Origin of the sequence: Aerococcus viridans (assembly GCF_001543285.1) — a bacterium.
Classification (GTDB): domain Bacteria; phylum Bacillota; class Bacilli; order Lactobacillales; family Aerococcaceae; genus Aerococcus; species Aerococcus viridans.
Map to the genome: position 1 here is coordinate 119,103 of NZ_CP014164.1, position 13,371 is coordinate 132,473.

General features: G+C 37.2%; 10 protein-coding genes and 1 pseudogene. All 11 read left to right on the forward strand.

The window, feature by feature from the left end:
* Nucleotides 1–1,329 precede the first annotated feature (1,329 nt).
* The 11 genes and pseudogenes from AWM76_RS00580 to AWM76_RS00635 all read left to right on the forward strand — a co-directional run bounded on the left by AWM76_RS00580 (nucleotide 1,330) and on the right by AWM76_RS00635 (nucleotide 13,351).
* The gene (locus AWM76_RS00580; RefSeq protein ID WP_003143749.1) at nucleotides 1,330–2,502 is read left to right on the forward strand and encodes an IS256 family transposase; all 1,173 of its coding nucleotides are present in this window, start codon (nucleotides 1,330–1,332) and stop codon (nucleotides 2,500–2,502) included.
* Between the two features lie 426 nt (nucleotides 2,503–2,928).
* Nucleotides 2,929–3,213, forward strand: a complete 285-nt coding sequence (locus tag AWM76_RS00585; protein WP_003143698.1) for a hypothetical protein — start codon at nucleotides 2,929–2,931, stop codon at nucleotides 3,211–3,213.
* A 37-nt stretch (nucleotides 3,214–3,250) separates the two neighbouring features.
* On the forward strand, nucleotides 3,251–3,781 hold the full coding sequence (locus tag AWM76_RS00590; RefSeq protein WP_039936024.1) for a hypothetical protein: 531 nt from the start codon (nucleotides 3,251–3,253) through the stop codon (nucleotides 3,779–3,781).
* Between the two features lie 20 nt (nucleotides 3,782–3,801).
* On the forward strand, nucleotides 3,802–4,194 hold the full coding sequence (locus AWM76_RS00595; RefSeq protein ID WP_003143700.1) for a hypothetical protein: 393 nt from the start codon (nucleotides 3,802–3,804) through the stop codon (nucleotides 4,192–4,194).
* 1,100 nt (nucleotides 4,195–5,294) lie between these two features.
* Nucleotides 5,295–6,508, forward strand: a protein-coding gene (locus AWM76_RS10280) for an IS3 family transposase (protein ID WP_235585498.1) whose coding sequence is annotated in 2 segments (ribosomal slippage) — nucleotides 5,295–5,580 and nucleotides 5,580–6,508 — 1,215 coding nt in all. Because the reading frame shifts where the segments join, the coding sequence is not laid out codon by codon here.
* A gap of 636 nt (nucleotides 6,509–7,144) precedes the next feature.
* Nucleotides 7,145–7,543 carry a DUF6448 family protein gene (locus tag AWM76_RS00610; RefSeq protein WP_003142583.1) on the forward strand — a complete coding sequence of 133 codons (399 nt, stop codon included), beginning with the start codon at nucleotides 7,145–7,147 and terminating at the stop codon, nucleotides 7,541–7,543.
* A 4-nt stretch (nucleotides 7,544–7,547) separates the two neighbouring features.
* The gene (gene lepB / locus AWM76_RS00615; protein ID WP_235585507.1) at nucleotides 7,548–8,081 is read left to right on the forward strand and encodes a signal peptidase I; all 534 of its coding nucleotides are present in this window, start codon (nucleotides 7,548–7,550) and stop codon (nucleotides 8,079–8,081) included.
* A 331-nt stretch (nucleotides 8,082–8,412) separates the two neighbouring features.
* A pseudogene (locus tag AWM76_RS00620) lies at nucleotides 8,413–8,709 on the forward strand (IS3 family transposase); the annotation flags it as partial.
* 402 nt (nucleotides 8,710–9,111) lie between these two features.
* Nucleotides 9,112–9,732 carry a recombinase family protein gene (locus AWM76_RS00625; RefSeq protein ID WP_003142568.1) on the forward strand — a complete coding sequence of 207 codons (621 nt, stop codon included), beginning with the start codon at nucleotides 9,112–9,114 and terminating at the stop codon, nucleotides 9,730–9,732.
* 24 nt (nucleotides 9,733–9,756) lie between these two features.
* Complete coding sequence (locus tag AWM76_RS00630) at nucleotides 9,757–12,042, forward strand: MrcB family domain-containing protein (protein WP_107127071.1); 2,286 nt, start codon at nucleotides 9,757–9,759, stop codon at nucleotides 12,040–12,042.
* The gene (locus AWM76_RS00635) at nucleotides 12,026–13,351 is read left to right on the forward strand and encodes a 5-methylcytosine restriction system specificity protein McrC (RefSeq protein WP_003142565.1); all 1,326 of its coding nucleotides are present in this window, start codon (nucleotides 12,026–12,028) and stop codon (nucleotides 13,349–13,351) included. The genes AWM76_RS00630 and AWM76_RS00635 overlap by 17 nt, the downstream gene beginning before the upstream one ends.
* Nucleotides 13,352–13,371: the final 20 nt, after the last annotated feature.

The window sequence follows — 13,371 nt, forward strand, 5'->3', positions numbered from 1 at the left end:
TACATATATTTTCGTCCTTATTGGGTTAGATGACGAAAATATTCGGTGACATAAAGCAAGATTTATAGCCACTACTTGTTGAAAGTATTTGTTTCACTCTGATCAGGTCAATGAACGATATATATATGTTAATTTAATAATATATATATTTATATTTAAAGACTTTACGCAATTCAAAAGACTTATGTATCAAGGGTTTTGCACGTTAAAAAACCACATTTTACGGAGCTAAAAACCACATTTTACGTAATCAATCACCACAATAACTTAAATAAGTGGTTTTTGTGTTTATTACAACATTTTACGTAGTGAAAACCACATTTTACCACTTTTGTTAAAGCTGTTTTGAAATTATTTATTTATAACCACTTTTTTTACCTATTGTGGTTTATTTAAAGTCGCCCCTTGAGAAAACCGTGTAATTCATTACATGGATGAATCAAGTTCTAGGGCGACTTTAAATAAAGGTGATCAATAAACTATTAAAGGTTTGAATTACCAATTTACGTTTGATTTGTTTAACGGTGAATTAGTAACTTAACCTTCTTTCTATTCGTTAAATAATGTTTAATTTAAAGATTTAAGTACTTTGCGTAAAAATAAAGCTTGATATAACAGGGGGTTTGCCATTTGCATGACCAATAGAATGGCAGTTTGAAACCAGTAAATTTTAGATTTTGGTTTCAGACAGGATTTGAAACCAGTAAAATGGCAATTTGAAACCAGTAAATTTTAGATTTTGGTTTCAGACAGGATTTGAAACCAGTAAAATGGCAATTTGAAACCACTAATTTATAAAAATTGGTTTTAAACAGATTTGAAACCAATAAAATGGCAATTTGAAACCAGTAAATTTTAGATTTTGGTTTCAAATAGGATTTGAAACCAGTAAAATGGCAATTTGAAACCACTAATTTATAAAAATTGGTTTTAAACAGATTTGAAACCAATAAAATGGCAGTTTGAAACCAGTAAATTTTAGATTTTGGTTTCTAACAATATTTGAAACAAATAAAATGGCAATTTGAAACAAGTATTTTTAAATTATTTGCTTCAAAATGAATTTGAAACAAATAAAATGGCAATTTAAAACAAGTATTTTTAAATTATTTGCTTCAAAATGAATTTGAAACAAATAAAATGGCAATTTGAAACAAGTATTTTTAAATTATTTGCTTCATAGTAAATTTGAAACAAATAAAATGGCAATTTAAAACATGTTTTTTTAGATAAAGTCCGTATAATTGTGTAAAAGTAAAAAGGCCATATAACAGTCCTTTTACGGTACAATGTTTTTAACGACAAAAACATACCCAGGAGGACTTTTACATGACCCAAGTACATTTTACACTGAAAAGCGAAGAGATTCAAAGCATTATTGAATATTCTGTAAAGGATGACGTTTCTAAAAATATTTTAACAACGGTATTTAATCAACTAATGGAAAATCAACGAACAGAATATATTCAAGCAAAAGAATATGAACGAACAGAAAACCGACAAAGTCAACGAAATGGCTATTATGAGCGCAGCTTTACGACACGTGTAGGCACGCTAGAATTAAAAGTACCCAGAACACGTGATGGTCATTTTTTACCCACAGTGTTTGAACGTTATCAACGAAACGAAAAAGCCCTCATGGCTTCAATGTTGGAAATGTATGTATCAGGCGTTTCAACTCGTAAAGTATCAAAAATTGTGGAAGAACTTTGTGGTAAATCCGTCTCTAAGTCCTTCGTTTCTAGCTTAACAGAACAGCTAGAACCTATGGTTAACGAGTGGCAGAATCGTTTATTATCAGAAAAAAATTATCCTTACTTAATGACCGATGTACTCTATATAAAAGTACGAGAAGAAAATCGAGTACTCTCAAAAAGCTGTCATATAGCGATTGGAATAACCAAAGATGGCGACCGTGAAATTATCGGCTTCATGATTCAAAGTGGCGAAAGCGAAGAGACCTGGACAACATTTTTTGAATACCTAAAAGAACGCGGTTTACAAGGTACGGAACTCGTTATTTCTGATGCGCACAAAGGATTAGTCTCTGCCATTAGAAAATCCTTCACCAACGTAAGTTGGCAAAGATGCCAAGTTCACTTCCTAAGAAATATCTTTACCACCATTCCTAAAAAAAATTCAAAATCTTTCAGAGAAGCTGTTAAAGGAATTTTTAAGTTCACAGATATTAACTTAGCGCGTGAGGCTAAAAATCGATTGATTCATGATTATATCGATCAACCAAAATATTCAAAAGCTTGCGCATCATTGGATGATGGATTCGAAGACGCCTTTCAATATACCGTACAAGGAAATTCCCACAATCGACTAAAGAGTACCAATCTAATTGAACGACTGAATCAAGAAGTACGCAGAAGAGAAAAGATTATTCGCATCTTCCCCAATCAAACATCAGCCAATCGCTTAATTGGAGCCGTTCTTATGGACCTGCATGATGAATGGATTTATTCTTCAAGAAAATACATCAATTTTGATAAGTAAAAATGGTAAAAACATTGTATAGCATTTTACACAGGAGTCTGGACTTGACTTTTTTTTAAAATAGTTGCTTTAAAAATTTCCAATCATTATATCGTTATAAGTACCAACTTTTGTCGTTATAACTATGCTAAAATATCAAACCTCCGCCCCTTATAACGACAACACCCACAATCAGTCGTTATAAGTGCCAACTTTTGTCGTTGCTAGCTGCCATTTTAGGTGTTCCTAAAACCCCTTTGACATTGATATACTAACCTCAATTTTTACGCAAATTACTTAACCTTTAAATCTATATAATATTAATTTATATAGACAACTTATTTAAATTATGTCTGTATGTCTTAATGAATTATAGAAATCAACAATTAAAGTGATGATCTTAAGACGGAGTATAACGGAGAACCGTTGAACTTCTATGTGACTTCTATGAACTCATTGAAGTTAGCTTCAGGTGAAACAATTGAAGTAACAAGTGAAGAGATTATCGCAGCACAAGCAGAGAATGGTACGTTAAAATTAAGCGGCGAACAAGTAAGTGAGCGTGCAGAAGATGCATACTCAAACACCGCAAACGAAGATACTAACGGAGAACCTTCGACAGGAACCAACCTAGCACCTACTGGTTCAATTGTAGTTAATGGGGTTGAAGTACCCATTAGCTTAGATATGCTAGTGACTAGATTAAATCCTTCAGCGGACAACGTATCGTGATGTAACAATTGATTCAACCTTAGCTGAAATTTATGATGTGACGTTTGGTGCGATTGACCGTTCAGCAATCATGACGAACAAAGAGAATGCGGTAGCACAGTTGGAAGCTGCTAAAGAATCTATGGAAGAATATCATGAACGATTGAATGATGACCCTAACATAAGTGATGACGATGCGAAGAAAATTATTGAAGCAGACAACATCGCTTTAAACTCAATCGGTGACGGTGAAACAAATAAACAAATTGAAAAGCTATTAAGCGAAACAAGCATTTCAAGTTCAGACTCAAGCGGTACAGTTGAAGAAACAAAACCAATTGAAGAGATGACTGCTGAAGAACGTGAAGCCGCATTGCTTGCTGAAGTCAACGAAGAGTCACTAGGTATTACGCAAGATACTTCAACAGTCGTTGCTTTAGAAAGTTTACGTGCATCAATCATCGACTTGAATTATCAAATTGCATTGTATGATGTAGAGTTAGATTATATTGACGAAGTTTCAATCAAACAAGATAGCATTGGTCGTGAAGCTGTTAGATATAATTTGTTAAGTCCATTCGATATTTAATTTAAAAGGAGCGTATAATCATGGCAAGAAAAATAGAACCATTACAAAAACGTTGGGCAAGTTTAGCAACTACTTTAAAGGATAGTAAGAACGATTTAGATTTCGGTAAGATCGATGTTCAGCTCACTGCTTCAGAACAAGAACCATTAAACGAGTTAGCAACGTCAATTAAAGAGATGGCAAAAGAGATGCGAGAGATTGCTAATCAACTTGATAAAGAGTTTGACCACTACGTTAATTCTAAACGTAACGATGCGATTGATTCTGCGATGTCAGATAGCGAAGTACGTGAGTTAGTTTTAGCAATGGCTTTAGAAAAAGGTCTAGTGAAAACGTTAGATCTTTCTTCAGAAGTTGAAGTGGAGAACGAAGAACCAGTCGCAAATAATTCAGAACAACGTCAGGCAATTTAATCAGTAAAGAGAAATTCATATAATGTTTTTGATACCAGATGGTCGATGACTGTCTGGTATTTTTTTGTTTGTTATCGTGAAGGGCAGGGTGGGATGATAGCAAGTTCAAGCGGATGTTATCGTGACACCATGCCAATTTTTCTTGTACCTCATCTAGTTCATTACCTTCGGTTACGCCAAAATTATTTCTAGCGACTCGTCAAAAAAATGCCTTCTGGATTTTAAAATGATAGGCTAAGCTTCATCATTTTTTTCGTCCTCAATCTTAAAAGGGTTAGGCTAGGTTTCGTCGAAAAATTTTCTTTTTATATCAGAAGCTTTGCCAAAGATTTGTAAAAAAAATTTTGTATTCATACCAAAAGCTTAGCCAAGGTTTTGAAAAAAATCTTGCATTCACTCCAAAAAGGTAGCTAAGGCTTCATCAAAAAAACTTTTGATTAATCCAAAAAAGGTCAGCAAGCCTTCACCATTATTTTTGTTCTCAATCCAAAAGAAGGGGGCAAGATTTCTTGTTCTCAATCCGAAAAGTCGATCAAGGCTTCGTCATTTTTATTTGTTCTCAATCGAAAAAAGGTGGTAGAGGATTCTTCTATTCAATCCAAAGGGTAGGCTAGCCTTTAACCAAATTTCTTCAAAAAATTTTCAAAGGCATGGCTAGGCTTTTTCAAAAATCTACCTAACCAAAGTATAAGCCCTAAAGGAAAAAGGCACTTTTTCACAAACTTTTTGTTGTTACAAGTCGCTCCAAAAGCCTATGAAATCAAGGTTTAACCTGTAACAAGAACTTGCAAAAAGTGGTTCATTGGTGTAACAACTTGTAACAAGCTTGTTACAAGTTTATAAGTCCCAAAAAGCAAGTGAAAATAAGGGTTTTACACACTTCCGTTTTAACTGTTGTTACAAGCTTGATACAACTTGTAACAAGAAAATGATAAAAATGCACCATTTTCCCTTATGCTCTTCCACCACTTTTCACCATTCACAAAGTATGCCTAGCTTACCTAGTAAAGCCTAGCAAGGTCAAACTGGATAGGTTACACTGAGTTGGACAGAAAAGATAAGGTGTGTATACTAAAAGAAACACACTGGAGGAATCTATCATGTCAACGCGCAGAAAGAGACGCAGTTACTCAGATGAATTTAAACATCAAATCGTAGACCTACACAAAGCAGGAAAACCAAGAAATGAAATCATTTCAGAATATGAACTAACCCCTTCCACTTTCGACCGCTGGGTCCGCGAGAATACTGACTCGGGTTCTTTCAAAGCTCAGGACAATCTGACCCCTGAACAAAAAGAACTGAGAGCTTTAAAGAAGCGAAATGCTCAATTGGAAATGGAAAATGATATTTTAAAGCAAGCGGCGCTGATATTCGGGCGAAGGTCGAAGTAATCAAAGCAAACAAACATAAGTATTCTATATCAGCGATGTGCCGTGCCCTCAAAATTAACAGAGGATCTTATTATTATGAAGCCAAAAAGAAAGAAAGTGAATCAGAACTCGAACAAGCAATCATTGAAGAATTCGCAAGAAGTAATAATGCGTTCGGCACGCGGAAATTGAAACCTGTACTTGAAAAGAGAGGTTTTACTGTCTCTCGCCGTCGTATCGGTCGTATAATGAAAAAATTCCATCTCGTCTCAAAATATAACCGGCCGTCTTACAAACCCCAGAGAACCGGTGTTAATCAAGCTAGAATCGAAAACATCCTGAACCGTGAGTTCTCACAAGAAGAGCCGATGAAAGTGATCGTCACGGATTTGACTTACGTCAAAGTAGCTACTAAGTGGTTTTATGTATGTTTTATCCTTGATTTATTTAATCGTGAAATCATTGGTTATTCCGCTGGACCGCATAAGACCGCTGACTTAGTCATGCAGGCCCTGGCGACAGTTAAGGGCGATCTACATATGGTGAACACTTTTCATACCGATCGAGGAAAAGAATTTGATAACCATACGATCGATGAATTATTGGATACCTTTGACATTGAACGCTCGTTAAGTAGAAAAGGAAATCCGTATGACAATGCCGTAGCGGAATCGACATATAAATCGTTTAAGTTTGAATTTGTCTACGACAATCGATTCGATACACTCTATGAACTGCAGGTCCAACTTATGGACTACGTCCATTGGTGGAATAATTTCCGTCCGCATGGCGCACTAAACTACGAATCTCCCATAGACTATCGTAAAACTTGGGAAGAAGAACAGTCTGAAAATGGAAGAGATAAGTCATTCGTCTATCGGTCGGCCACTGAGTCAAAACAGTATGAGGCCAGGACGGAAAGGGTGGTCTTGCCCTTGTAGTCGTGGACACAGACTGTTACATTAATTAGCCGATCGATTGAACGAAAGGCTTCCGCCATTCGGTTGAGAGAGGCAAAAAGAACGTGAACTTAATTATCTTTTACACTTTATATTTTCTGTTCAATAATGTGTTGACATTCCAAACGGGTAAAAAGGCATCTTGATATAGGGGATCCTTCAAAGGTCATGGGCGGAAATTAAAGGGACAAATCGAAAAGGGAGGCAAGAGATTGAGCAGAAAAAGGAAGGTTAGGTAGCCAGCCCTTAAGACTTTGAATGGGTTAGATTTTAAAAAGGGTAGTAGGTTGCTGGATAATTTTTGAATAGGTTGGTCTTGAGTAAGGGGAGATAGAAAGTAAAACAAGGGGAAGGGTTAGGGGGTAGCGAGTGAATGTTTTTTTGCTGACATTGCATGGAACAGACGAGGCCTAGCCCAAGCATTGAGATCTCGACCAATAGGGAGCTCAATGCTTTCCTTTGCCACCTACGTCGTTGCGGCTATCCCGGTGGAAGTGGCCTGGCGGGGGTTCGCGCTCCCGCACCTGTAGAAGCGCTATAGCGCCTTTGCCGCGAGCATGATCATCGGTGTCCTCTGGGCAGTCTGGCATTCTCCGCTCCTGTTTAAAAGGAACCCCCATGGAGGAGGCAATTGTTGCCGCTGATAGGAGCATCGCCACGGGCACCCTCTCTCCTCTTGAAGAGCTTGTCGAACCCGAACTGATGCCGCAATTGGAGGAAGCCTTTGAGGACGTTCTCGCTACTAAGGATTTTGATACAAGCAATGTCGACGCAGGCCGAGAGTATGTCATGAATTATGTGACGTTCACCCATCTGGCGGAAGGGGAGGAGCATGAGGAAGCGGACCTGCACCCTACTGCCCAAACGGACGATTTGCATGAAGTGGAAAATGCGAAAGCCGCAGGGGAACATATTGAGCCAGAAACAGAGGAAACCAAAGCAAGTTGGCTGCCTTGGGGATTAGCCGGAACCTTCTTCGTCACTACCATTGCTGGGTTCCTCAAGAGAAGAGTGTAAGAATTTGAAAGGTAGGCCATCTATTAGAAGAGGAAGCCAGCAGGCAGGATTTTTCCTGCTTTTGTCCGGCCTCCTTTACTTCCTGATTACCCGCTTCCTGTTTTTCTTTATCTCCGTTCCCACACCTTCCATGTATCCTGCCATTCAGCCGGGAGACCGTATTCTCACCACCCGCCTCTATGATACGGGGGAAATTACCCGGGGTGATATCTTAGTTTTTCAATCTGAAGAACTAGATGAGGTGCTCGTGAAAAGGGTCATCGGTCTGCCTGGAGATGGGATTGTCATCAAGGAAACAGGGGAAGTCTTTGTCAACGGGGAAAGGTTGGCAGAGGAATATGTGGAGTACCCGGACTCCTTAGCAGGGCAATATCTAGTACCCGAAGACAGTTACTATTTTCTTGGAGACTTCCGTGTTCATTCCTTTGACAGCAGGAAATGGAATCAACCCTATATTCCAGAAGGGGCTATCTTAGGGGAGGGCCAATGGGTGGTGACTCCACTCCCCCGTTTCGGACAGGTAGACGAGGGCATTTAAAGCTAGTAAAAAAAAGGACTTTTTCAAGCGTCGGTGAAAATCGTACTTGGGGATAGTCCTTTTTCTGTTGTCCAGCGTAGGAGAGGAAACTGGTGGAAAGGCCACTCCATTGTGCCAGTTTTTCGTTTTTTTTCTCGCAAAACGGGTTGAATGCAAAATAGGTTTCAACTCCTTTCGCTCTCCCTATCCTGCCAAACTGGACTAATAGCCCGGCTATTGTGCCGCTTTTTCGGTTGTGAGACAGATAAGAAAAAGTCTTTTTCTTGATGACGGTCATTTTTCCAGATAAATCGGCAGTCTATACTGGAGTCACCACTATGCCTTGGAAAGGTATATCCACTCAGATCAAGGGGTTCATTATACCTACCCTGTTTTCCAGGAAAAAGTTGAGAATATGGGGCTAATTCAGTCTATGTCGAGGCGCAGTAACTGTTGGGACAATGCACCTATGGAATCATTCTTTGGTCATATGAAGGACGTTGTATTATCTGAAAGAACAGAAACACTACAAGATCTTTGGTATGCAGTTGAAGATTATATTGAATTTTACAACAATCGTCGCTATCAGAAAAAATTAAAAAAGATGACCCCGACAGCTTATCGGGATCATCTTTTGTGGGTAGCGTAACTCTCTTTTTTTATTTGTTCAGTTTAACGGTAGGGTTTCAGTACTTGTTTACAACAGTTTCTCTTTTTTATTTGTCTAGCTTAATTTTACAATTGGCGATTGTATTCGTAGGGTACCACGCTTATAAGGATTACCATAAATATAATGAGTTAACAAGAACTATTGAAGATATATTTATGCTACCAGTGTCTGAAAGAATGTTAACAGAGAAAGATAGAGTACAAGGAAAAATGTATTCAACAAAATAATAAAGCTTTTTAAACTCATATTTAATATAAATGTGAGCTTTTTGTCTATTTAGGGTGTACCCAAAATAGACATGCATAAGCTATTGTCTTTTCGCTCTTTTCAGTGTAGATTATAAGTGTCTATTAAATATATTGAGAAAAAGGAGTAGAAAAGATGAAAGTAGGCTATGCACGTGTATCTACTACCAACCAAAATTTAGATCGTCAGATCGAAGCTTTAGAACAAGCCGGTGCTGAAAAGATTTTTCAAGAAAAAATGTCCGGTAAAAGCATGACCGAACGATTGGAGCTACAAAAAGCACTTCAATTTCTTCGGGAGAAAGACACTCTGATTGTGGAGTCACTGGATCGGTTGGGACGAAACTATGATGATATTGTTCAGACCGTTCAGAAGCTCGATCAAAAGGAAGTCGGGCTTATTGTTTTAAACCTACCTATTCTAAACCAAGAGATGGGAGATCCAAACCTCCAAAAGTTAATTCGAAACATGATTGTGCAACTGCTGTCCTGGACAGCTCAGAATGAGCGTGAAGAAATCAAGCGTAAGCAGCGACAAGGAATCGAAATAGCTCAGCGAAAAGGCCACTATAAAGGCCGCCCGGTAAAGTATTCGGCGGAGGCAAAAAATCCAAGAGATCGAATGATCTATCATGTAATCGTGAATAAGCTCAAACAAGAAGAGCCTATCAAAAAGATTGCAGAGGAAACAGGGGTTACGAGAGATACTGTATATAGAATTAAAAACGAAATCTCTCTCACGGATCAATCTATGTAAAAGCGAAACGCTTAAGGAGGCAACATGAATATATCAACTATGATAGCTGATGCAGCTATACAATATCCTGAATCTAAAAATGGCCCTTTTGCAGGGGCACCAATAGGACAAGTTATCAAAGAAGAGATCCCTGAAGCATTGCGTAATAAATTATCATTAACAGATTATGTGATCAAAGGAAATATTGGAAATGAGAATTTTGCTTCTATTCCATGGATTGCAATCATGGACAAGGAGATTACCACCAGTACCAGAAAAGGGTTCTATATTGTATTTCTGTTTAGCTCTGATGGACAAAGGATTTACTTAACACTAAATCAAGGAATAACATACTTTGATGAAAAAAAGTATAAACGGCCTAAAGTCAAAGAGATATCCAACAAAATATATGAGACATTTCCTAGTTCAACACCCTTAAAGATGGACATTGAGCTAAATTCGAACACTCCATTAGGAAAGGGATATGAATCTACTACGATCAGCGCATTCGAGTATGATACCTCTAATATGCCTTCCGAGGAGAAATTATTATCTGATTTGTCCTCACTGTTAGATGATTACTCCGAGCTTAAACAGTTTTTTGTGGACAATGATAACGATCTCGAAAAGTTTTACTCCGCAATTATAGGGAATGGTACTTCAGATAAGTATAAAGAATTTAAGTACCTTTTGAGTCGCTTTGTCGAACAAGCAAATAGTAACCTGCAAAATAAGAATAATAGAAAAACATCATTAGGTATTGAAGGGTTTGAAGACAACAATTTTCGATATTCAACTGGGTATGATCAGCTTACTATTGATGGCGTCGAATACCATATTCATTTATTTAGTACGGGATCTTATGGACCTAACAATGGCGAGGGAAGCACAATGGTGCCTTACATTTGTCATAGATTAGCAAATGGGAATTGGTCTAATATCCGAGTTACTTTTCAAAACTCTCATATGACTTCGCTAAGACTAGTAGAATGGAACCAAAATTCAAAAACCAATAAAGAAAGAAACATTTCTTTCTTTGTCGATGATTTAGATTTGTTTTCTAATGCAGAACCAAACGATAACTTAAAAAAACTATACAAAGAATTTGTATTTCCTAAAGTCGAGGAGAAAAACATGAGGGGCAACGATAAAATAAATGAATTAGCAGATAAGTTAGAAAAATCGAAAAACATTATACTCCGTGGCGCTCCAGGAACAGGGAAGACCTATTTAGCTAGACAAATAGCTGCGCTATTAATTGGAGAAGACGAAGACAAACTAAATGAAAGCGAACAATTTGGATTTGTTCAATTTCACCCGAGCTATGACTATACAGATTTTGTTGAAGGACTGAGACCTGTAGCTGATGACGATCAGGAACAAGTGTCTTTTAAATTAAGGGATGGGATCTTCAAGAGATTTTGTAAAGAAGCTAAAAAATCAGGGATTTCCGGTGAAGTGGATAACTTTGATGATGCCTGGGAACAGTTAATTAATGCTATCAACGAGAGCGAAGAGGATTATATGATGACTGGGAGTACAGTCCCAGCAACTTTAAACTCAAAAAAATCGATCAAATTCAAGACACCCGTGGCTACTAAAGAAACGGTATATAAACTTTATCGTGGCGAAGACACAAACCTTAAATATGAGACATACCAAAAAATTGTATTAAATCATTTGACTGATTCGTTTGGGTTAAAACCATTCAAAGAGGGCGAAACAACTAGGAATGAAAAAAAGAAATATGTTTTTGTCATTGATGAAATAAACCGTGGCGAAATTTCCAAGATATTTGGAGAACTTTTCTTTTCAATCGATCCTGGTTATCGGGGAAAAGAAGAATACGGTGTCTATACACAATACTCAAATCTTCATATAGATAGTAATGAGAAATTCTATATTCCCGATAGTGTCTACATTATTGGAACAATGAATGATATTGACCGTTCTGTGGATAGCTTTGACTTTGCAATGAGACGACGGTTTAGGTTTATTGAACTTCAGGCGGAAGACACTACATATATGTGGCAGGGGCAGCTAGATGAGACAAAAATAGAAGAAGCTACTGATCGTCTGGTTTCATTAAATAAACAAATATCGAATACGGATGATTTGGATTCTAATTATCATATTGGACCAAGCTACTTCTTGAAATTACCTGAATTAGATTATGACTATAATGTGTTATGGGCAGACTATCTTCAGCCTTTACTGGAAGAATACCTTCGCGGAAGCTATGAGGAACAAGAAAAGTTAGAAGCCATGAAAAATGCTTATGATTTAATACACCAAACAGATGAGGAATTTGCTGATGAGGATAGAAGATAACCAAACTTATTCAAGATCTGAATTTGTTGCCGCTTATCCTAAGCTTTCCACTAAACTGGTAGATAAGACACTAGCTACACTTTCAGAAAATGAAAACCTACTTATTTTTCCAAGTGTTTTTTTAGACGTGGATGATTTAGACCACGATTCAAAAATAATTGAAACCGTAAATGATTCCCTCAAGTTTCAAAATGTCATTGGTTTTATTGGTTACGGGGATGAACAACTAGAAATCCATTCACGATTCTCTCCCGGTGAAAACAATTATTTTTTACACTATATGCTGCAAAGAGTATTGAATATCAATATCGTCGATTTGGATTCTACCCTCTCCCTGAGGGAGCAACTCTATCAACTGTCGATCTATTTGTTTCCAAGATATCTTGATGCTGCTATGAGAAAAGGGATCTTCAGACAATACCGTAGATTTGAATATAATAACGCTAATATCAAAGGAAATATTGATATTGCTAGACACATCAAACTAAACACGCCGTTTACAGGTAAAGTAGCCTATTCAACGCGAGAGTTCACCCAGGATAACGAATTGATGCAATTAGTGAGGCATACAATAGAATTTATTCGACTTTCAACCAAGAATGGGCGGAGAATTCTTAATTCTTCGGAACTTACAAAACAGAATGTTTCGGCTGTCACTATTGCTACGCCTTCATATAACAGAGGTAATAGGAGGAAAGTAATTATAGCTAATAAGAATACTCCTGTAAGGCATGCCTACTATACTGAATATTTGGCACTTCAAAAACTATGCTTGATGATTTTAACTCATAGACGTCATAGTTTCGGTGAGAATCGCAAAAATATTTATGGCATCCTATTTGATGTGGCTTGGCTTTGGGAAGAATACTTGAATACCCTGCTTAAGGATAACTTTATTCACCCTAGAAACAAGCAAAGTAAAGAGGGTATTTCGTTGTTTGCGGATAGAATCAGAACGGTCTATCCAGATTTTTATAATCAGGATAGCGGCGCGGTGATTGATGCAAAGTATAAAAAACTTGAGTATACTGCCAAAGGGATTAATCGAGAAGATTTGTATCAGATAATTTCTTATTCGTATATTTTGAAATCAAAAAAAGCTGGAGTCGTATACCCGAGCACTAGTGAAACGGAGTATAAGAAGGTTGGTACATTATCAGGATATGGTGCTGATATATTTAAGCAATCCATTCACATTCCACAACAAGTCGACAGTTATAAAGAATTTGATCTTCTTATTAAGAAGTCTGAATACAAATTCAAAAAAGAGATTGAGTCATTTTCACATGGTGAAATAGAAAAACACTAAATACTAACAGGGTCTATATT